This window comes from Pseudomonas sp. NFACC13-1, assembly GCF_900104425.1.
GTDB lineage: Bacteria > Pseudomonadota > Gammaproteobacteria > Pseudomonadales > Pseudomonadaceae > Aquipseudomonas > Aquipseudomonas fluorescens_AA.
This window is the reverse complement of the sequence record NZ_FMXV01000010.1, coordinates 116,437-138,669: the sequence shown is the minus strand read 5'-3', so window position 1 is coordinate 138,669 and position 22,233 is coordinate 116,437. Positions and strand designations below refer to the sequence as shown.

General features: G+C 62.2%; 9 protein-coding genes. 2 read left to right on the top strand and 7 right to left on the bottom strand.

The window, feature by feature from the left end:
• Positions 1 to 3: 3 nt before the first annotated feature.
• Positions 4 to 1,173: an MFS transporter gene (locus BLQ55_RS14910; protein ID WP_176814219.1), complete on the bottom strand. Its 1,170-nt coding sequence runs from the start codon at positions 1,171 to 1,173 to the stop codon at positions 4 to 6.
• Between the two features lie 252 nt (positions 1,174 to 1,425).
• Here BLQ55_RS14910 and BLQ55_RS14905 point away from each other — a divergent pair, with 252 nt between their 5' ends.
• Entirely contained in the window at positions 1,426 to 2,715 is a 1,290-nt protein-coding gene (locus tag BLQ55_RS14905) for an MFS transporter (RefSeq protein WP_092254755.1), read from the top strand.
• 54 nt (positions 2,716 to 2,769) lie between these two features.
• Here BLQ55_RS14905 and treS read toward each other — a convergent pair whose 3' ends face one another.
• From treS to BLQ55_RS14890, 3 genes are all read right to left on the bottom strand, one after another.
• The gene (gene treS / locus BLQ55_RS14900) at positions 2,770 to 4,836 is read right to left on the bottom strand and encodes a maltose alpha-D-glucosyltransferase (RefSeq protein ID WP_092254864.1); all 2,067 of its coding nucleotides are present in this window, start codon (positions 4,834 to 4,836) and stop codon (positions 2,770 to 2,772) included.
• Positions 4,837 to 5,139: 303 nt separating this feature from the next.
• The gene (locus BLQ55_RS14895; protein WP_092254752.1) at positions 5,140 to 6,570 is read right to left on the bottom strand and encodes a diaminobutyrate--2-oxoglutarate transaminase; all 1,431 of its coding nucleotides are present in this window, start codon (positions 6,568 to 6,570) and stop codon (positions 5,140 to 5,142) included.
• Positions 6,571 to 6,608: 38 nt separating this feature from the next.
• On the bottom strand, positions 6,609 to 6,824 hold the full coding sequence (locus BLQ55_RS14890) for an MbtH family protein (protein ID WP_092202994.1): 216 nt from the start codon (positions 6,822 to 6,824) through the stop codon (positions 6,609 to 6,611).
• A gap of 203 nt (positions 6,825 to 7,027) precedes the next feature.
• Here BLQ55_RS14890 and fhuF point away from each other — a divergent pair, with 203 nt between their 5' ends.
• Complete coding sequence (gene fhuF / locus BLQ55_RS14885; RefSeq protein WP_092254749.1) at positions 7,028 to 7,765, top strand: siderophore-iron reductase FhuF; 738 nt, start codon at positions 7,028 to 7,030, stop codon at positions 7,763 to 7,765.
• Between the two features lie 8 nt (positions 7,766 to 7,773).
• Here the strand turns inward: fhuF and BLQ55_RS14880 are convergent, their stop codons facing one another.
• Genes BLQ55_RS14880 through BLQ55_RS14870 form a run of 3 tightly spaced genes read right to left on the bottom strand, consistent with a single transcriptional unit; the run spans position 7,774 to position 22,225 of the window.
• Positions 7,774 to 9,417 (bottom strand): cyclic peptide export ABC transporter, encoded by a 1,644-nt coding sequence (locus BLQ55_RS14880; protein WP_092202990.1) that lies wholly within the window; start codon positions 9,415 to 9,417, stop codon positions 7,774 to 7,776.
• Positions 9,414 to 13,199 carry a non-ribosomal peptide synthetase gene (locus BLQ55_RS14875; RefSeq protein WP_256326582.1) on the bottom strand — a complete coding sequence of 1,262 codons (3,786 nt, stop codon included), beginning with the start codon at positions 13,197 to 13,199 and terminating at the stop codon, positions 9,414 to 9,416. Before BLQ55_RS14875 ends, BLQ55_RS14880 begins: the two co-directional genes overlap by 4 nt.
• Positions 13,199 to 22,225 (bottom strand): non-ribosomal peptide synthetase, encoded by a 9,027-nt coding sequence (locus BLQ55_RS14870; protein WP_176814218.1) that lies wholly within the window; start codon positions 22,223 to 22,225, stop codon positions 13,199 to 13,201. Before BLQ55_RS14870 ends, BLQ55_RS14875 begins: the two co-directional genes overlap by 1 nt.
• Positions 22,226 to 22,233 lie beyond the last annotated feature (8 nt).

Genomic DNA, 22,233 nt, shown 5'->3' with positions numbered 1-22,233 from the left:
AGCTCAGTGTAACCGTTGAGTGCAAACCTTCGGTATCAGTCGAGTCGCACTGATCATCACCGCAATCATGGATGAGGCAACAGCGAGCAGTGCGACGGACAGGCTGGTGGAGTACGCGACAAAGCCGATGACCGCAGGGCCCATCAGAATACCGAGGTAGCCAAGGCTGGTTGCCGCAGCGATGGCCAACTCGCCGGGCATGGCCCGTTGCGCGCCGGCCAGTGACAGATAGACCGGGGCGATGTTTGCCAACCCTGCACCGATGACCGCGAACCCCACCAGGTTCAACCACCAGTTTGTGATCAGTATCACCATCAAAAAGCCCAGGACGACGATCAAGCCACCCCCGATGAGCGCGACCCGCGAACCCAGCTTCAGCACGATCCGATCTCCGTTCAGGCGCCCCAAGGCCATCATCACCGCAAACGTTGCGTACCCCAGGCCGGCAATGGAGTGCTCAACCCCGCGTTCCTCGGTGAGAAACACCGCGCTCCAATCGAGAATCGCTCCTTCAGCGAGAAAGGCGAGCAGGCAGAGTGTGCCCAGCAGCAAAACCTTGCGGGTAGGCCTCACAAATATCGGACTGCCCTCCTCACCGCTTCGCCCCAGCATCTGACGGCCTGCAGTCAAGACAAAGGCGACCAATGCCGCCATCACCGCGCTGCTCGCCAGCAATGGCGTAGCGCCGAGCCATAACAGTGCAGTCATGCCTGCGGCACTGACAATCGTACCCAGGCTGAACAAGCCATGGAAACCGGACATCAGCGACCGGCCGGTGGCACGCTCGACCATCACCCCTTGAACGTTCATCGTCACATCCACCGCGCCACACCCAGCGCCGAACACGATCAAGGCGGCCATCAAGCCGGCGAATGAATGAGTCGTCGCCAGCATCGGCAAGGTCAGCAATACCAATGCGATGCCGATGTGCATGGTAAAGCGGCAGCCCTTCCTCGCGTTCAGGACACCCGCAAGAGGCATCATCACCAGTGAGCCCAGGCCGAGGCAAAGCAACAGCAATCCCAGCGCACCGTCATCGACCCCGGCCCGAGTGCGAGCATAGGGAACCAGCGGCGCCCAGGCGCCCATGCACAGGCCCGACATGAGGAACGTCAGTCGATAAACCGCCATATCCGGGGTGGCGCACTGCACTTCCCATTCCTGAGACGACATGGAAACCTCTTTATTTTGGAAACAAAGTTATACGTATAACCTAAATCATGCATAGAGGCGAATGCCTTATCACAAAGCAAGCTTCTTCGCCGCGCACAAATTTGGAGCATTCAGCCTGGAGAGCGGCCATGCATCTAAATTAAGTTGACAAGACGCTCACAGGCGAAGATATTTTCTAGGAGTTATACGTATAACTCAAACCTCATTCCAAGCACACGCACACCACAAAAACAAAAGGGGCGATGCAGCCTGATGAACAACCTTCAAAAAACACCCGTACCCATTCGAATCCGCAAGGCGCGCATCGCGACGTTCCTGGGTTTCATGATGATCGGCGCCATGATGTACATCTGGTCGACGGGCGTGAGCGTTTTCAGGGCGCAGCTGGGTTTTACCGGCGAGTCTGGGGATTCGAACTTCGGCTTGATCGCACTCGGGGTCGGGGTGGGCTCCGCGGCAGGCGCGTTATGGGTGGGCCGTTTTCTGGACAACTTCGGTGCAAGACCGGTCATTACGGTGTGCGCACTCGCCTACCCGCTCTCCATCATCCCGCTGGGGTTCGTCAGCGGTTTCTGGTTCGCGCTGTGCTTCGGCGTGGTCCTTGGGCTCCTGCGCGGAGCACTGGACACCGCATTGAACGCCCATGGTGTTCAAGTCGAACGCTTCTACCAGCGCTCAATCATGTCAGCCTTCCATGCGTTCTATTCGCTGGGCGGTTTTCTGTTGGGGATGGTGTGCAGCTGGTTGACCGGCATCTACACCGACAGCGTGCAAGTACCCTACACCGTGCTTGGCGTAGCGCTGTTCATCGTAGGCTGTTTTTTCAGTCGATGGTTGCTCGGCAAAGATGACGTCCCGCTGCCGTCACCCACCGATTGGCAAGCCAGCGCACACCTGCCTGACGAGGCTGGCAAGCGACCATCGACCAGAACGCTGCTGGTGATGATTGGCCTGGGCGTCCTGCTGCTGGGCAGCATGATGGGGGAAAATGCGATTGCCGACTGGGGTCAGGAGTACATTCGTCGTGAGCTCTCGACGACCACCTCGATGGCCGGCATGGCAGTCTCCATCTTTGTCGGCGCGGCGTTCGTCGGACGGCTTTTCGGTGATCGATTGGCCGCAGCGTTTGGTAACGCACGCGTGGTGTTCGGATGCGGCGCAGTGTGCGTCCTTGGCATGATCATCACCATCGTCGGGGGCACCGCCTTGACCGGCATCGTCGGTTTCGCATTGTTCGGCCTTGGCCTGTCTTGCATCGCCCCCCTGATGATTTCCGCCGCGGGGCGCAGGGACCCGAAACATGCAGGCCGCAATATCGGCATCGTCAACTGCATCGGCTTCTCCGGCATGCTTATGGGCCCCGCCGCCATCACCGTCATCGTCAGCAACTTCGGTTTGAGCACGCTGATGTTTTTCCCGCTGATCATGCTCGCTATCCTGGCGACCTTTGGTCCGTTGTTGATGCGCGCACCCAAAGTCGTCACAACCCAACAACGTGATGAGCGCAAAACCGGCACGGCATTGAAACAAGAGTGTCTTTAGTGTTTGAAACACCGTGAGGTGGTTGAGCAATCAACCACCTCGCTTTCCCAAGCCCTAGATCATCGGTGAGCTGCTCACCACCCGCAGCGCCAACCCTTCGAACGCATCCAGCGTAATGGTGAATTCGCCCTCGGGCGTAAGGTCGCCTTCGACCCGTTCATTGATGATGTCGACCACCGGCCCCGGTGCGATATTGGGCAGGTGCAGGGTTTCAGTGATCGGCGTCGAACCGAAGTTCAGCGCGGTGATTTGCGTACCTTTGCCAGCCGGCAATTCGTGAACCATGATCAGCAGCCCCGGATGCTCGACGTCCGGAATCAGTATCTGGCGACTGGCGGCGATGTCATAGGCACGGCGCGCAGCGAGGATCTTGCGCAACTGCGAGACGAACGAATCCGGATCTTTCAACTGGCTTGGCAAGCTGCCGTACAGGGTCTTCGGACGCGGCATCTGGCCGGCCGACAATGCCGCGTCAGGGTTGAGGTCCACCAGATCGTAGGCACCGCGATGAATCCAGCGTGTGTCGCCGTCGCCCATCAGATGCTCGACCTGTTCGGCCGGCAATGGCAACGCGCCGACCAGGTCCCAGCCAGACAATGCGAACACGCCAGGTTGCATGGCGTTGTACATCACCAACAGCAGATGAACCTGGCGAATCTGCTGGATATCCGCCGTCGTAATGGCCTCGAGATCGCGAATCCCCAACGCCGCCGTGATGATGCTCGCGGTGGTGCAGGACACGCCGTTGGTGACGAATTTCAGATTGTAGGGCGCATGCTCTCCAGTGAGGCGCTCGTACATCTGCTCGCGGATGTGCTCGCGCAGGATGCTGCCGGGAAAGGTCTGGCCCTGATAGAGGTAAGTATCGTGGGCGTGCAGGGTCCAGAAGTGCACCAACTCCAGGGTCAACTCATCATGATTCTGCAACGCATGGATCAGCGAGCCCGGATCGATGCCAAGGGTGTGCATCTGCCGCAGCATCAAGCGCAGGAATTCGGCATCGCCCATCAGCAAGGCGTGCTGGTAGGCGGGTCGGGTGATGAAGTCGTAGGAGAGATCCGCCCCTCCGTGGGACATGGCGGCGATATCGTCTACGGTCAGGTTCAGTTCCTGGAAACTGAAGCCGCCGGCCTTGCGAATCGCTCCAGCGAGCAACTGGTTTGCAGTGATCGATAGCGGATGGCTTTCGGACCAGGCGGTACCTTCGAGCTTGCGCTCGACGCCGAGAAATCCGTTGGCGTCCAGACGCAGGATTTTCGCCCCCGAGACATCGATGGCATGCAGTGCGTCCCCAATGATCATCTGTTGAGCGGCAAAGGTCGGGTCCAGCCAGTTCAGCGAAGGTTGCCCTTCCTTGAAGTAATGCAGATAGACCCAACGGCGCGGCTTGCCGTCAACGCCCATCACCACAGGGGTCGCACTCCAATCGGTTTCCTTGACGCCTGGTTCGAAGAAGATCACCCGTTGCAACTGTCCGACGATGTAATGCTTGTCTCGCAGAACGTCGACCTGCTGCGGGGTGAGGTTCTGCGCATCGCGCCCCTCGGCAATGTCGGGCAGCAGCGGCCAATCCTCCTCGCGGATTTCCACCATGTGGTAGAGGCCCGGATAATCTTCATACGCCATCTCGGCCAAACGAAAATCCGCACCTTTGCCGGTATGAGACGGGATGACATCCTCGATGACGACCGCATTGTGCGCGGCGGCCATTCGGGTCAACGCTTGCAATTGCGCCTCGGTGCCCAACTGCGGGTCGATGTCGAAACCGATGCGGTCAAAATTGCCGTCAATCGTAGGGGTGTAGTCACTGCCCGAAAGGCCACCGGACCTTTTCAAAGGGCCATTGTGAATGCCCTGGATACCGATTCTCGACAGCGCATGCCATAAGGTTTCATCCCCCAGCGCTTCAAGCACAGTGCCATTTTCGCGGGTAACGATGGAGGCCGGATACGCGGTGAACCACACCGAAGCCAATGCCGAGGCGTCGCGAGGCCGAGTATGCGCATAGGGCTGCTGCCACATCCGTCCCTGGCCCGAGTAGAGCTTGGCGCGCTTCCTCGCAGCATTGAGCATCGATTGTTCGACCAGCCAGTCGACATGATTTTTCTCGGCTGCCGTCATGGACACAATCACCTCCGTCATGGAAAAAACCGCAGTCGCCCCTCTCCAACCGAAGCGCCGCTCTTTTTCATAGGAGGCCACCACGCGACATTCGTTGCATCGAATCAGGAGAAAGCCTGCGAAGTGCCATCGGCCAGCTCTACTCAGTCCTTGACGGGCCTGATCTTGCCGCTGACCCCCCTGAATCCTCAAAGGATGCCGAAGGTTTACGGCTGAATACCGCCTCACTCCCGCCGCCGAGCGCGCCCAAAAAACAATGCCCCGATAAATCGGGGCATTGTTTCAAGCGTCACTGCCAGGTTTTTACGCGATGTGCAGCGCCCTTCCCTTGACCTCTGTCAGCGCATTGGCCAAAGCGACGCGGAAGAGTTCAACCAACACGTCGACTTCTCCAGGCTGGATAATCAACGGCGGCAGGAAACGCACAACGGCTCCATGGCGCCCGCCAAGCTCCAGAATGACACCCAGGCGCAGGCATTGGCGCTGGATGGCCTGGGCCAGGGCCGTGTCCGCTGCCGGTACACGGTTATCGCTCGGCGTATCGCTGACGATCTCCACCCCAACCATCAATCCTCGGCCGCGGACCTGACCCAGGCACGCATAATCGCTTTGCAGCCGACGCAGATGCCCCATCAATCGTTGCCCCATGACCTCGGCGTGCCCAGGCAAGTCTTCGCCGATGATGTGGCGCAACGTTGCAGCCCCCGCCGCCATCGCCATCTGATTGCCGCGGAAAGTGCCGGCATGGGCGCCTGGTTTCCAGGTATCGAGTTCTTCGCGGTACACCATCACGGCCAGCGGCAGGCCGCCGCCGATGGCCTTGGAGAGCACGAGGATGTCCGGCTCGATATCCGCATGTTCGAATGCAAACAGTTTGCCGGTACGGCCCAGCCCGGTCTGTACTTCATCGACGATCAGCGCCACGCCAAACTTGCGCGTCAACTGGCGCAGGCCCTGAAGCCACCGGATCGGTGCCGGGATCACCCCACCCTCGCCCTGTACGATTTCGACCACCACGGCCGCAGGTGGCAAGACGCCCGATTCCGGGTCGCTGAGCAGTTGTTCGATAAAATGCAGGCCTGCATCGATCCCGGCTTCGCCGCCAATGCCGAACGGGCAACGGTAGTCATAAGGGAATGGCAGGAACTGCACGTCAGCCATCAGCGAACCCAGGGCCTGTTTGGGCCCCAGGTTGCCCATCAGGCTCAATGTTCCCAGCGTCATGCCGTGATAGCCGCCAGAGAACGACAGGATCGGTTTGCGTCCGGTGGCCGTCCTGGCCAGTTTCAAGGCCGCCTCGATGCCGTCGGCACCGGTCGGACCGCAAAACTGGATGCGCGCATGACGGGCAAAGTTTTCCGGCAGCGCGTTGAACAGGTCTTCGACGAAACGATCCTTGACCGGTGTCGTGAGATCCAGGGTATGCAAGGGCAAGCCCGAGTCGAGCGTTTGTCGCATGGCCGCAATGGCTACCGGGTGATTATGCCCCAACGCCAGAGTCCCCGCCCCCGCCAGGCAATCCATGAACAGTTGCCCCTGGGTGTCGCGGACATAAAGGCCATGGGCTTCCTGCAGCGCCAATGGAATACGCCGCGGATAAGACCGGGCATTCGACTCACGGGCGGCCTGGCGTTGCAGATACGGGTTGGTATTCAGTTCACGCGGCGCTTGCTGACGAAACTGTTCCAGCGTGAAGGTTGCGCTGGAGGGTAGACGGGGCTGGACGCTTTCCATATTGAATCCCTGAGGTGAAGAAACTCTGTCGCGGGCGATCAGCCCTGTCCTTGTTCCTGCATGGCCTGGCGCAAGCTTAGCGGGCGCATATCGGTCCAGACCTTATCGATATAGTCCAGGCACTCTTGCTTGCTGCCGCTCACGTCGAGCGTGCGCCAGCCGTTGGGCACACTTCGATAATCCGGCCAGATTGAGTACTGCTCTTGATCATTGACGACCACCAGAAAGCGCGTATCCGGACTGTCCAAACTCATTGCTTGCTCCTTGACGGGTATGACGGGAAGGACCCTACGATACAATACTAATAGTATCGATTCTCATTAATATCTCAAAATTTATGCTTGTTTCTCAAAATTTCATTTCGACGTCGAACAGTCGCATCGCGGCAATACCCTGTTTATACTTCGAGCCCTTCTGAACGATAACCTCTCTCAATTCGCGGTCCACGGATGAGTCGATGATCCCCAGCCTTGCCCCGCTGTTCACCGGTCCGCTCGCCGACCATGGTGAAAAGCTGCAACTGCGCAGCCATCCTCGTACGGACGTACCGGGAGACAGGTTCTTCGAGCCCGGGCATTTCAACGCGTTCGTCGACGACCTGCAGGCACGGTACAAAACCGATGAGCGCCTGGCCCTGGTCTCGCTGTGGTCCAAATGGTACTTCAGCACATTCCTGGCACCGGTGATGGCGGCCAATCTGCTCCAGCAATACGATCTGCCGCTTGCCCTGGCCGACACGGGGATACAACTGGGCCATGACGCCAGGCCACAAGCGTTGCACCTGGCCCATGCGGGCCGCCCCTTGCCCCCCTGCACGGCCTTCGAACGATTCCATACCCTGATCGAGGGCCACCTGGAGCCCGTCATCGAAACCCTGGTCAGTGCCTCCCGGGCGTCGCCCCGGTTGTTCTGGAGCAATGCCGGCAATACCTTCGAGTTCGTCACCAGCCGGATCGATCTTCACCCGCTCGCCAACGCAGACAGCACCGCACCGGCCAGAGAAATCCTGACCAGCCGCCTGCGCCCCAATGGTCAGCGCAATCCGTTGTTCGCCCCCGTGCATTACCAGGATGTCGGCGAAGACGAGCCGCAGCGCCTGAGGCGCATCTGCTGCATTCGCTACCGCCTTCCCGGCGTCGGCTATTGCAGCAGTTGCCCCCTCGATGAGTGCAAACGGCAGGAACAGCCCGCCTGATGGCAACGCTATTTCGCCAGTTGAAACGGGTTTTCCGCCGTTCGGTCATAGTCCACGAGATGGCCGTAGTCGAGACGATAGACCCGGTCGGCGACATCGAAATAACGGTCGTCATGGGTGATTGCAATCACGGTCTTGCCGGCCGCCTTCAGCTCGGGTAGCAGTTCGTTGTAGAACACATGACGGAACACCGGATCCTGATCGGCCGCCCATTCGTCCAGCAGGAACACTTCCCGGCCTTCCATCATGAGCAGCAACAGCGCCAGGCGCTTGCGCTGGCCCTGGGACAGCGCCGTGGTCGACAGGCGCCCGGCCGCGAACTCAACCTTATGAGCCAGACCCAGGCGGTCGAGATAGTGATCCACCCGCGCCTCGAGCCCTTCATGGTTGCCAGCCTCGCCCAGCACATCGGCGAACAGGTAGAAGTCGGCAAAAATGGCGGCGAAATGCTCGCGATGCCACTCACTGGTGCTGGCATCGAGTTCCACGCCATTGAGCGAAACCTGCCCCGAAGTGGGCACGTAGAGCCCTGTCAGCAGCTTGGCCAGGGTCGATTTACCGCTGCCATTGCCACCGACAATGAAAATCAACTCACCGCGACGAATCGACAGATCGATCGGCCCCAGTTCGAACGCGAACTCGTCACGCTGCCCCGGATAGCGATAGCGCACGTTTGACAGGCGCAACTCGCCGAAAGGTTGTGCCGCTTGCGCAGGCGTCGTGAACTGCACCGTCTCACCCAGCGCCAGGGCATCGATGGCTTGCAAGGCGACATGGCCGCGAATGACCGCGGGAATGGCGTCGAGGATCATCGATATCGGCGTGCGCAGAAACATGATCGCCAGCACGTAGCCCACCACCACCTGCTGGCTGAGCAACCCTAGCCCCTGGCCGAGAAAGAACAGCGTGCCAATGAGTACGAACACCAGCAGTGTCGTCCAGTTCAGGTTCACCGCCCACAAAGTGTCAGCCCGTACCGACGCGTCCAACGAGGCCCGCGCGATGGGTTCGAGCCTGTGTTCATAGAGCAAGTGGCGGCGTTCCCGGCTCAGGCCCAACTCGCAACGACCCTGGATGGCGGCCTCGAATTGTTCGGTCAGTTGATCATCCTGCCGTCGTACGGCCTGCATCAGGGTCTTGACCTTGCGCCCGAGCAATACATCAAGCCCTACTCCGAACGCGATCACCCCGAGGGTCAGAAAGAAGAACGGCAGGCTCAGCCAGGCCATATAGGCCAACCCTGCCAACAACAGCAGGCCGTTGTACAAGGAGATCGGCAGCTGCTTGAACGCCGTGGCGACGGTGGTCACGTCCTTGGTCAGCGCGTTGTAGATACGCGGGCTGCCCAACCGCTCGATGCGTTCGAGTGCAGTGCCCAATACCTTGCCCACCAGCCGCAGGCGCAGTTGGTAGACCAGGCGATGGCCGATCTGCACCAGCAACCATTGCGAGATGACACCGCTGATGAACAACAGGATCAGCAAACCGCCGAACAGCAACAAGCCCCGGCCCATATCATCGAGACCATGATCCAGGCTGCGGTTGATGTAGCCGATCAGGCCGATGCTGGTGGCTGCACTCAAGGCGCTGCTCAGGATCGCCAGCAGAATGCGCCATCGAGCGTCATGCAGCAGTTCTTTCAATAGGATCATGAGGCCGACACCACCTTGGCAGAGGTTTCCAACAGTAAAGGCAACAGGTTTTCGACCAAGCGCGGCTCCCCCAGTATCTCGTGATGGCCCACGTCCAGCGTCCACTGGTGGACAGCCTGGCGGGTATGCGCTTGCCACTGGGCGCGCAAGTCGGCATGGGCATTGCCGCGCCAGAGCCACAGCGGTACATCGACGGTGGGCAAGGCATATTCGTACAAACGCAGCTTGATTGCCCGATACTGCGCCAATAGTGCGAGCAAATCAGCATCGGCGGCTTCCCATCGCAGATGCGCACGCACCTGGGCATCGTCGAGCAACCGGGCAACGCCCTCGGCGTAGTCAAGGCCGGCCAGCAGCCCCGTCAAGCGCTCGCGCAGCGACTCGCCCATGGGCTGGGCGTGGCTGCGGCAATAGAAGGCGACATCGGCAATCAACTGGCCCGCCTCATCGCCCTCGCCGGCCAGGCTGCGCTGCGCATCATGGTCGAGTACTGCAAGCCCTTCGACGGTAAAGCCGTTGGCTTGCAGATGGGGGATCAGCGCCAACGCCAGGCGCGACGCCAGGCTCCAGCCCAGCAGCACCAACGGACGCTGTTTCAACTGCGCGGGGATGCTTGCCACGTATTGCTGCAACAACGCGTCCATGTCGCCCTCACCCCAGCCATTTTCCAGGGCGGCCAGGCCAAAGACAGCGGCTTTGCCCCTCAGATTGTCCACCAGCGGCTGATACGCCTGCAGGTGCCCTTGCGCGCCGTGTACCAGCAGCAAGGCCGGCGACTGCTCATCCGCGTCATGCAAGACTTTCCAGGGGCCACCGCCGTCGTCGCTGCCCAGGCCGTGGACCAGTTCGCGCACGGTATGCCGTTCGAACAGCAGGTTGGTAGGCAATTCGAGCGACAGGCGCTCGCGAATCAGCGAGACCACTTTGATCGCCGCCAGCGAGTGCCCGCCAACGTTGAAGAAGTGGTCGGTCACCCCCAGGTCGTCAACGCCAAGCACCTCGCACCAGATGGCCAAGATGGCAGTTTCCAGCTCGCCGACAGGTGCCACGCGGGTGCTCTGCAAGCGTTGCCGGGCACGTTCGAGCAGGTTCTTGCGATCCAGCTTGCCATTGCTGTTGAGTGGCAGCGTCTTGAGCGCAAGGACAGCGCTGGGCAGCATGTAGTCCGGCAGCTGGCGAGCCAGGGCGGCACACAGCTGTTCGGTGGTCTGCCCTCCGGTCTCGTCCCTGACCACGAAAGCCAGCAAGCGTGCATGATCGCCTTCGCCGTCCAGCAGGACAGCGGCCTGCAATACGCCTGGCTGGGCCAACAACGCCTGCTCGACTTCCGCCAGCTCCAGGCGAAACCCGCGGATTTTAACCTGCTGATCATTGCGTCCAAGCATGCGCAGTGCGCCATCGGCCTGGCGCAAGGCGAGATCACCGGTGCGATACAAGCGGCTGCCGCTGAGCGGATCGACACCAAAGGCGCTGCCACCGACACCGCCCACATAGCCGCGCCCGACACTGGCGCCGCTGATGCAAAGCTCCCCGGCCTGGCCGGGCGGGACCGGTCGTTGCTGGTCATCGAGCAAGTGGATGCGGTTATCGCCCAAGACCTGATTCAAGGCGCTGCCACTCACGCCCTGGTCGATATCGATCGCCCGCCACAACACCCCTACGGTGGTCTCCGTCGGACCGTAATGGTTGTACAGGCGACAGGTGGGTTTCGCTTGGGCCAAACGGTTCAGCAGAGGCTCACCGATCGGCTCGCCGCCCAGCACCAGGACCCGGCGCGGAAGCACTGCCTGGGTCGCGTGTTCGCCCATCAGCGCTTCGAGGTGCGAAGGGACGATCTTGAGCACGTCCAACGGGTAGCGCTGAAGCGCTTCGGCGAACGCACGAGCATCCGTCACGGTGGACTGCTCCAGCACATGCACGCAGCCGCCCTGCAACCAGGCAGGAAACAGTACGGTATTGCCAAGATCCGCCAGCAGCGAGGACACCAGGCCATAGTGCCCGGCCTCGGGCAACTGGAGCGCGCGAGTCACCTGCGTGACGTAGTGGCGCAATTGACCTTGTTCGATCTGCACACCTTTAGGCTTGCCGCTGGTCCCGGAGGTATAGAGCACGTAGGCCAGGTCTTGCGCCGTGCCCTGCACCGGCGAATCGAACACCGGCCCGGTGCATGCCTGCGACCAGCACAGCGTGTTCACCGAAGTATCGGGCGCTAGCCCCTCTGCGTGCAGCAACAACGCAGGTCGAGCATCATCGATGATGCCGGCCAGACGCAGGGGGGGTTGTTGAGGGTCCAGGGGCAGATAGGCAGCACCGACCTTGAAGCAGGCCAGCATCGCGATCAGCATCTGCGCCCCACGCGGCAGGTACAGGCCGACCACTTGCTCACGGCCGACACCGGCCTGACGCAGGCTGCCGGCAACCCGATCGCTCAGGGCATCGAGTTCGGCGTAAGAGAATATTTGCTCCCCATAGCGCAGCGCTGGCCGGTCCGGTTGTGTCCGGGCGTGTTCGCGCACGGTGGCGACGATATCGAGATCCGGTGCCAGGGCGGGACGGGTCGGCAACGCCGACAGTTCCTCGGGCAAATGGGCATCGACGCCATGGATGGGAGCGTTGGGCGACTGCAGCAATTGTTCAAGCCAATGGGCGAAGCGCTTGAGCACCATCTGCACCTGGACTTCACGGTACAGGCCACAATCGTAGACCAGTGCCAGCTCTGCGCTGCCCTGGGCATCGAGCGTCAGCTGCAATTGCAGCTCGACCGGTGTATCGAAGGACAGGACCTGCAAGCCATGCAGCGACGGTGCATGCACGACACGCAGCCCGGTCTGGAAACTGGCGCGCCACTCTGGCAGCAACTGGGCCTGGCCGACATATTCCTGCCAGGCCACGGCGTTTTCCAGTTGCCGCGCCAATGACCGCGCCAGGTTGACCAAGGTGCTGTGCTCGGACAACTGCACCATCATCGGCAGGGTCTGCTCGAACAGCCCGAAGGCGCCCGATAGCTCCTCGTAGTCATCACGAGGATCGTGCTGCAAACCCAACTGGCCGTGCTGCTGCCCATTGAGCCTGCCCAGCAATGCCCCCCAGGCAGCCAGGACCAGTGGCTCGACAGCCACACCTTCGCGCTCGGCCAGGGCCGTCAAGGCCGCCGGCAGTGTCTGCGCAAGCGCTAGCCGGACGACGGCATGGCTGCCGCTGGCGATGCCATAGCGTTCGATCAGGCGCATGCCCGGCACTTCCTGCAGGGCTTGGTTGCGCCAGAACTGCGCGCCCTGCTCGGCATCTTCGTCCAGTTGCAGGCCATTGATCCATTCGACGTATTCACCGTACTGCATGGGGTCGGCGTCCAAGGGCGCGGCGCGACCCAGCAACTGCTCCTGCAACTGGATCAGGCTGCGCGGGTCCAGCGAATACACCGGGACCGCCAAGAGCAACCAATCGTCGAGCAACCAGGCCAATACATCGGGTTGTTCGGCCAGGCAACGTTGCTGGGCATCGCTCAGCCATGTTTGCTCATCGTGCCCGTCACCCGAGCGCCCCTGACGCCAGTTCAGGCGAAGGTCGCCTGGCTCGACCACCCGTTGACGCAGGCCGGTGGCGCCGACCGGACGCTGGTAGCGCAGGCGCAACGCCTGATGCTGCTGCAAGCCGTCGCGCAGGCGCTGTTCGACGATGCCTCCGGGCACGCCCGCCAGCTGCATGCGAACCCAGCGCCAGGCGTGCGGATTGGCCTGGGCCAGTTGTTTTTGCTGGGGTGAAAGCGTGAGTCCAAGGTCCATCATGGTTTCCACTCTACCTGTGTCTCTTCGGTCTGCGCCGGCGCAGCCATCACTTGGTCACGGCCATAGATTTCCCCCATGGCCACGACGATTTTGCGCTCGCCTTCGAACGGGTCCCGGGCGTGTGCCGCCATCATGTTATCGAGCATGACCACATCCCCCTGTTGCCAGTCGAAACGCACGGCACAACGGTCATAGGCCGTGTTGATGGCCTCGATGGCCTCGGGCTCGAGTTCGGAACCGTCACCGTAAAACACCTGCCTGGGCATCGAGGCTTCACCGTCGCGTAGAAACTGCTCGCGCACATCGGCATCGAGAAAGGCCGGGTGATACAGCTGAATCTGATTGAAGAAGCTCTCCTCTCCCGTCAACGGGTGCAGGATGACCGCGGGACACACCTGCCGGGTGTGCAGATCGTTGGCGCCGCGCCACTGGAACTCGATATTGCTCTCACGGCAGATCCGTTCGACGTCGGCACGCTCCTGGGTCTGGAAGAAATGCTGCCAACTGACGTCCAGGCTGGCGCTGAAATTACGCACGTACATCAGTTGCTTGCGTCGCAGGTTCGCTTGCAGCCAGGCCGGCAGTTCTCGGTAGACCTGACGGCTGTCGACAATCGGGGTCGCGCCGCCGGACGTGGCCGGCGTCTGGCAGTAGAACCATTGCCGGCGCGGCCAGCGATGCTGATGAGCACTCTCGTTGTGAAACAGGATCATCCGGTCCTTGGGATAGGGCGTGGACTTGTAGATGTTCTTGCCACCCTCCTCCTTTGGCAGGTCACCGTACTGACCATACAACTGAGGACACAAGGCCTGGCAAAAAGCTTCGAACGCCGCCGGCGTCGGCAAATCAAAGCCACGGAAGACAATGCCACCGTGTTCGAGCAGCCAGTTTTCGACCTTTTCACGGTTGGCTTCAGCCCAGATGGCCGGCGCCAGTTCACGGTCACGCAGCCGAATCGACAAGGGGAACTTCGAGCCTTCGCGCAGCGGTCGGGCTTCGAAGGGCTCGCGGGTGACAGGCGACCCGCTCTGGCGCATCTTGCCCAATTTGCTCATTTTGCGTTGCAACGGATTGTCCGTGGACATTGTGACAACTCCTCCTGGAGTCAGAATCAAGGTATCGATTGGGTTGTCTGGCGCACCGAGGGCCAGGTCCAGCAGCGATTGGAAGGCATCACGCAAGCGTTCGACCGTGCCCCGGCGAAACAGGCTGGTGCGATACACCCAGCGCAGGCTGATCCCATCGCCGTCTTCGCTGGCGAACAGGGCCATGTCGAACTTGGAATGGTGCTGCTCGCCCGTCAGTGGCTCGACCTGCAAGTGGCCAAGCTGGCGTTGTTGCCGCGGCGTGTTGTCGAGCACGAACAACGTTTGCAACAGCGGATGCACATTCGCCACCCGTGGCAGTTCCAGGCATTCGACGACACGTTCGAACGGCGTGTCCTGCCAGGCGAACGCTTGCAGGCAAACCTCCCGGACCTGCTGCGCTTGCTCACGGAAACTCAACTCCGGTTGCAGGCGGATACGCAAGGCCAGCAGATTGACAAAGAAGCCGATCAGAGACTCCGTGGCAGGATGCTCGCGGTTGGCCACATCCGTACCGATGACCAGGTCGCGTCCTTGGGTTTCGCGCTGCAGCACGGCGGCATAACAGGTCAGCAGCACCATGAACGGCGACGTTGCGCTGTCTTGCGCGAAGGCCTTCAACCGGCCAACCGTGGCCGCCGGCAATTGAAAGTCCAAGGCCGCCCCGGCGCCGTTGTCTCGCTCCGGACGTGGGAAATCGAAAGGCAATGGCACTTGCGCGGGAATGCCGGCCAGGGCCTGTCGCCAGAAATCCAGGCCTTCACGCTGACGCCGCTGTACCGCCGCAGAACCTTGCCATACCGCGTAGTCGACGTATTGGATCGCCAGTTCGTCTTGTGGCGGCAGAACACCCGCGCTGTACGCCTCGTAACCTTGGATCAGCTCATCGACCAGCACTGCGCCGGACCAGCCGTCGGAGGCAATGTGGTGCATGACCAGTTGCAGCACATGGTCCTGCTCACCGAGGCGGTACAGGACCGCCCGCAGCGGTGCCTCGCCACCGAGGTCGAACGGTCGCAGCGCAATGTCGCGGGCATCGGCCGGCCACTGCGTCGCGCTCGATGCAATCACTTGCAACGCCACCGACAGGTGTTCGTGAATCCGCTGGTACAACTCGCCGCCGCGCTGGTGATACGTGGTGCGCAAGATGGCATGGCGTTCCACCAGCCGATGCAACGAGCGCTCCAGGGCGTGGCTGTCCAGCTGGCCGCGCAAGCGTACGTTGCTGCTCATGTTGAAGCTGCTGTCAGCCAGATCCAACTGTTGTATCAGCCAGACCCGCTGCTGCGCCGAGGACAAGGGTTGATCGATCTGTCGGTCGACATGAGGAATCTGCAACGAAGCCAGGTCCAGGTGAGGCGCAAGGCCTTCGATGCGCTGCGCCAGGTCCGCCAGCACCGGCGTTTCGAACAACCAGCGCAACGGCACTTCAAGGCCCTGTTCGCGCAAGCGCGCACGCACCTGGGCCGCCATCAGCGAATGCCCGCCCAACTGGAAAAAATGCCCGTCGGCAGGAATCTGCGGTCGGTTCAACACCGCCGCCCAGACCTCGGCCAGCTGTGTCTCGCTGGCCGTCAGCGCACGCTGGACGACACCTGCACCGCCGACGTCCAACTGCACCTGTGGCAGTCGTTTGCGATCCACTTTGCCATTGGTATTGAGGGGCAACTGCTCCAGTGCCTGCAAATGCGTCGGTAACATGTAGGCCGGCAAACGCGTCTGCAAGTAGTTGCGGATCGTGGCTTCGTCAGGCGGGTTGTCGGGACTGGCGACCCAGAAGGCGGCCAGGTGCTCGCCTTGCACGGTCACGACCGCCTGCAGCAGCTCGGGGTGACTGAGCAGCACGGCCTCGATCTCCCCCAGTTCGATGCGATAACCGCGCAACTTGATCTGATCATCGGTGCGACCGAGGTAATACAGCTGCCCATCGGGCTGCCAACGCGCCAGATCGCCCGTGCGGTACAACCGCCCGCCCTCGCGGCCGAACGGATCGGCAATGAAGCGTTCGGCGGTCAACCCCGGCTGCCCGGCATAACCGCGGGCCAGGCCGTCACCGGCGATATAAAGCTCACCCACACAGCCGGGAGGCACTTCGCACAGGTGCTCATCAAGGACGTGGCAACGGGTGTTGAGCAGCGGCCGGCCAATCGGTGCGACGGGCGATTGCAGGGCATCGATCGGCGTCTGGGTGGACCACACCGTGGTTTCTGTCGGGCCGTAGACATTGACCAGGTGCGCCACGCATTGCCTGAGTTCGCTTGCCATCTCCGCCGCCAGCGCCTCACCGCCGGCCAGGGCCACACGCCCGGCCAGTGCCCGGCGATCGCCTTGCAACAGCATCGCCCAGGTGGCCGGCGTGGCCTGAATCAGATCCACGGCCTGGTGCTGGATCAGGCGCGCGAGCAACACCGGGTCCTGTCGCTCTTCATCGTCGGCCAGCACCACCGTGCCACCGCGTACCAACGGCAGGCACAGCTCCAGGCCGCAAATGTCGAAGGTCACGGTGGTCAGGGCCAGGTAGCGCTGCACGTGTTCCAATGGCAGCGCCTCCTCCATGGCCAGCAGGAAGTTGGCGAAACTGCCGCGACTGATCTGCACGCCCTTGGGCTGCCCGGTCGACCCCGAGGTGTAGAGCGTATAAGCCAACTGCTCAAGCGTTGTCGGCAAGGCCGGGGCTTGAGCGGAACACTGCGCCAACGGCAGGTCCGCCCACAGGCAACTGCGCAGGTGCCCGGGCAAGTCTGCGGACAGCGTATCGCAGAGCAGCAATTGCGGCCGCGCCCGGGTGAGAATCTGCGCCTGGCGTGCCGGTGGGTGAGCCGGGTCGAACGGCAGGTAGCCGGCACCGGCTTTCTGGATCCCCAACAGGCACACCAGCAGCCGTTCGTCTCGAGGCAGGCAGAAGGCAATCGTCGATTCCTGGCCGATGCCCTGCGCCAGCAACCAGTGGGCCAGGCGGTTGGCTTGGGCATCCAGTTCGGCGTAGCTCAAGCGGCGATCGGCGCAGCACACCGCGATACGATCAGGATGAACGGCGGCCTGTACTTCGAAGCGCGTGACGAAATCCGCTTCGCCATTCAAAAGCGAGGACGTGCCCGCCGTAGCCAGGCTGGCGACTGAACCCAGGGGCACTTCCAGCAAGCGCTGCTGAAGATCGACGTTGGCCAGGCTGGCGAGCAATCCCTGGTAATCCTCCGCCAGTCGTTGGCTGGTGCCAGGGCGCACCAACGCGGTGGCGTACTCGACGATCAAACCGGTGCGGGCGTCGGCCCCACGGCCTTGGCTGAACACATTGAACGTCAGGTCGAACTTGGCACTCACCACGCCATCCGGCAACGCCAGTGACGCCACGCTGATGCCGGGCAGGCTGAGGCTGCGCGCATCGCGGTGGTCAGCCTGATAGTTGAACATCGTCTGAAATATCGGCGTGCGGTCCAGGCTACGCTCGACATCCAGCATGTCCAACAATTGCTCGAACGGCAGCGCCTGATGGGCCAAGTCACCGGCCAATCGCCCGTTCAGGTCGTAGATAAAGGCTTGCAGGCTTTGCCGGGCATCGATCTGTACCCGGTGCGCCAACGTGTTGACGAACAAGCCGACCAATGCCTGGCTCTCGGCCGATTCGCGCCCTGCCACTGGCAAGCCAATGGCGAAGTCATTGCGCCCGCCATGACGCCAGAGCAGCAGTTGATAGGCGGCGAAATACAGCACGAAGGGCGTGACCCCCAATGCCCTGGCCCGGGCATCGATAGCTGCGCTCAACGGGCCAGGCAAGACAAATTCGCTACGGGCACCGGCGTACGCCTGCAGTGCCGGACGCGCGCAGTGGTCCGGCAACTCCAGCGGCTCGTTGCTCAGGCCTTGCAAGCGTTGTTGCCAATACGCCAGCAACTGGCTGCCCTGTGCGCCCTCCAGGTCGCGCCGCTGAGCTTCGATCAGCGGCAGCAACCCGGTGGTCGCGGGTGCGGCCTGGTCCTGGTCCTGGTAGATCAGCGCAAAATCCTCAACCAACAAGCCCATGGACCAGCCGTCCACGGCAATGTGGTGCACATTGAAGAGCAACCGGTAGTCACCCGGCGCCACACAAAACAAGTCGATTGCCAGCAACGGTCCCTGGACCAGATCGAAAACGCGCTGGGCGGCCGTGGCGATGGCCGCGACCTGTTGCGACTCATCCAGGCCATGGAGGTCATGCACGTTGAAGATCGCACAGGCCGTCTCATCCAGGCGCTGCCAGACCTGCCCTTGTGCTTCAAAGAACCGGCAGCGCAAGGCGTCATGCCGCGCGACCAGGGTCTGGCAGGTGCGTTGCAGTCGAGGCACATCCACGTCACCACGCAAGGCCAGCAATTGCGTCACGTTGTAGGCCGTCGCAGTCGGATCGAGCTGTTGCATGAACCACACCCGTTGCTGGGCGTGGGACAGTGCACGCGGCGACGCCAAGGCTTCGGTTGCCGGCGGTGGTGCAACGACCGGTGACACTGAGGCAGTCAGTACCCCGGCCAGTTGCCGGGCGGTGGGGTTTTCCAGCAGTTGCCGGGGCATCAGGCGCAGTTCGGCCTGACGCAGGCGCGCGATCAATTGCAGGCTGAGGATCGAATCCCCGCCCTCGGCAAAGAAGTCAGCGTCCGGCCCCAGGCCGGGCTGCCCAAGCAGTTCGCGAAAGGCCGTGAGGACGGTCAGCACCACGGGGTCCAACCGCCCATCGATGCACAGGGCCATGGCCGCCAGGGTGGGATGTTGCAGGACATCGCGCGGTTGTAGCTTGAGCCCTTCGCGCGAAGCCAGGCCAATCAATTGCAGGCTCAGAATCGAATCGCCGCCTAGGGCAAAGAAATCATCTTCGCGCCCGACCTGGGTGCAGCCGAGGATCTGGCACCACAACTGCGCCAGGCGCTGTTCTGTGGCGCCACTGGGTGGCCGAGCGGAGACAGCGGACGACGCTTGCTCAGCCGGTTCAGGCAATGCACGTCGATCCAGCTTGCCATTGGCCGTCAGCGGCAATGCATCCAGCACCGACCAATGGCTGGGCACCATGTGCTCCGGCAATTGACGCCTGGCCTCGGCTTGCAGGCTCGCCAAGACTTCGGCTGCCAAGGACGGACTGAGGTACGCCACCAGTTGCGTGCGCCCCTTCACTTCACAGGCCAGTACCACCCCTTCGCGCACCTGAGGCTGAGCATTGAGCCAGGCGCTGACTTCGCCCGGCTCAACGCGAAAACCACGGATCTTGACTTGGTCGTCCTGACGCCCCAGGAACACCAACCGCCCGTGGCGATCCAGGCGAACCCTGTCACCGCTGCGATAAAAGCGTTGCCCCTGGGGTGTGGAACCGAAAACCTGGGCGGTCAGCTCCGGTTGACCGAGATAGCCCTGGGCAACCTGAGGACCACCGATCAGCAACTCACCGGCGACACCCAGCGGCACGGAGACATCGTTGCCGTCGACGATGCGCAGCTGGCAGTCCGATAACGGCTGTCCCAAGGGCAGATACAGCCCCGAGTCCAGCGAGTCGGGCGCGAGAATTTCGCCACAAATCACCCCCACCGTGGTTTCCGAAGGCCCGTAGTGGTTGAAGATGCGCAGTTGCGGCGCCAATTCGCGCACCCGTGCGAACAAGGTGGGGTCGAAACCCTCACCGCCCAGGATCAACAGATCCCTGGGCAAGACCCGTCGGGCATCGTCCAGGGCCAACAGACCGCGCAAGTGAGAAGGCGCGATCTTCAGGCAATCCACGGGATGCTCGTCAAGAAAGTCGGCCCAGCCGGGCGGATCGAAGGTCAACGACGCAGGCGGCAGGATCAGCGGATCGCCGGCGCTCAGCGCAGCGAACACGCACGTCAGCCCCAGGTCCGCGGCCACGGTCGCCAACGTCGCCCAGCGGCTGCCCGGCTTCGCTTGCAGGCGTTGACCCACCGCGCTCGCGTAATGCGCCAGGTTGCCGTGAGTGACCAGGACGCCTTTGGGCTGGCCGGTAGAACCCGAGGTATAAACGAGGTAGGCCGGCAGGTGTGGCTGGCTGAGGCTCTCACCCGGCCCCTCGGTGGCCACGGCGGACAAGTCGGCGGCGCCGAGCACCAGGCGCGCCATGTGGACGCCGGTCTCAGGGGCATCGGCCAATGTCACCCACAGGCTCGCGCCACTGTCCTGCAAGAGCTGCGCAAGTCGCTGTGGCGGCTGTGCCGGGTCGAGAAACAGACAGACCGCTCCACGCTGCCAACACGCCAGCGTCGCCAGCAGTTGTTCCGCGCAACGCGGCATGCACAGCGCAACCACCTGCCCCGGCCCAACGCCCTGGCCGGCCAATCGCGAAGCCAAGGCGCGGCTTGCGGCACCGAGGCTGGCATAGTCGACGCTTCCCTCGACGCTGCGCAAGGCCGCAGCGGTCGGCGTGTGCGCGGCCCAATGAAGCACCTGCTGGTCCAATGGCAAGGGGATCGCGCCCAACGCGGGCCCCCACACCTCGCTCGGCGGCGAAGCCAACTGAAGCTCGGCCAGACGGCACTGGGGATGACTTGACGCCTCTTGGAGAATCGCCAACAAGTCGTCCAGCATCTGCTCGACCGTCGCCGCCTCGAACACTTCATCGCTGTATTCCATCTCACAACGCAGGCCCGAATCGGCGCTACGCACCAGGCGCAGCGTGAGGTCGAAACGTGCATGACGCTGCGGTGGATCAAGGACTTCAACCGCGACACCCGGCAATTTCAGGGTGCGGCTCTCGGGCAAGTCCACCTGGACGAACATGACCTGAAACAGCGGACTCGAACGTGGGCGCTCGATATTTTCGAGCACCTTTTCAAACGGCAGTAACTGATGATCGAAGGCCGCGGCGACGGTGTCGCGGGTGCGCAGCAGCGCGGTGGCGAAGTCCGGGTTGTCGTGCAAGCGCTGACGGATCACCAGGGTATTGAGCAGCGGGCCGATCAACGGCACCAGCTCTGGACGATCGCGTTGAGCGGCCGAAGTGCCCAGGCACAGGTCAGTCTCGCCGCTGTAGCGCGACAGCAGGCAACTGAAAGCCGTCAGACCGTAAATGTACAGCGTCACCCCATGGTTACGAATAGCCGCCTCGACCGCTGTCGCCAGTTGCGGCGACAGCGTCCGGGCAAGCACCGCGCCGCTGTGGCGGCGTTGAGCTGGCGCCGGACGTGGGCGGTCCAGGGGCAATGCCAGCGGCGCTGGCGCATCGGCCAGCTGTGCGCACCAGAAATCGATGTGCCGTCGGCAGCTTTCGCTGTCCAGCCACTCCTGTTCCCAAGCGGCATAGTCGGCGTATTGGATGCTCAGTTCGGGTTGCCGGGCAGGCTCATCCACTGCCAGCGCCCGGTAAGCCTCGGCCAGTTCAAGGGTCAGTTGTTGAGCTGACCAGGCATCGTAGGCCACATGGTGAATGGTGAAGAACAACCAGGTCGATTGTTCCTGCGCATCGCTGAACGCCTGCCAGCGCCAAGGCGCCGACTGGCTGAGATCAAAAGGCTCGGCCAGTTGCCGGGCGTACTCATCGGCGCACCACTGTTCATATTCGCAAGCCGCCAGGGCCAGCGGTTCGACGCTGGGCCGTGGTACTTGTTGCGCCTCGCAATGAGACTGCAACTGTCCTTGCGCGTCGGTCGTGTAACGGGTACGCAATATCTGGTGACGGTCGGTCAACTGTTGCATGGCCTGTTGCAAACGTTCACCATCGAGGCGGCCGTCGAAACGCAGTACAGAGCACAAGTTGTAAAGAGCACGACTGCTCAGGGCCTCCGCCGACAGGAAACGCCGCTGCGCCTGGGCCAACGGCAAGCGCCGATCTTCGGCGAGCATGGCGGGAACGATCGGCAGGCGCCAGCTATCGATGCCCTTCTCGGCCAGGCGCTGGCGAAAGATCTTTTTCTTGTCCGCGGGCAAGGAAGCCAGCCGCTGCGCAATCTCCAGGAAAGCTTGTTGCGTCATCGCACTCA

Bases quoted from the DNA above. Each gene is read 5' to 3' on its own strand.
- BLQ55_RS14910 (WP_176814219.1), bottom strand. From the start codon at position 1,173: ATGTCGTCTCAGGAATGGGAAGTGCAGTGCGCCACCCCGGATATGGCG.
- BLQ55_RS14905 (WP_092254755.1), top strand. From the start codon at position 1,426: ATGAACAACCTTCAAAAAACACCCGTACCCATTCGAATCCGCAAGGCG.
- treS (WP_092254864.1), bottom strand. From the start codon at position 4,836: ATGACGGCAGCCGAGAAAAATCATGTCGACTGGCTGGTCGAACAATCG.
- BLQ55_RS14895 (WP_092254752.1), bottom strand. From the start codon at position 6,570: ATGGAAAGCGTCCAGCCCCGTCTACCCTCCAGCGCAACCTTCACGCTG.
- BLQ55_RS14890 (WP_092202994.1), bottom strand. From the start codon at position 6,824: ATGAGTTTGGACAGTCCGGATACGCGCTTTCTGGTGGTCGTCAATGAT.
- fhuF (WP_092254749.1), top strand. From the start codon at position 7,028: ATGATCCCCAGCCTTGCCCCGCTGTTCACCGGTCCGCTCGCCGACCAT.
- BLQ55_RS14880 (WP_092202990.1), bottom strand. From the start codon at position 9,417: ATGATCCTATTGAAAGAACTGCTGCATGACGCTCGATGGCGCATTCTG.
- BLQ55_RS14875 (WP_256326582.1), bottom strand. From the start codon at position 13,199: ATGGACCTTGGACTCACGCTTTCACCCCAGCAAAAACAACTGGCCCAG.
- BLQ55_RS14870 (WP_176814218.1), bottom strand. From the start codon at position 22,225: ATGACGCAACAAGCTTTCCTGGAGATTGCGCAGCGGCTGGCTTCCTTG.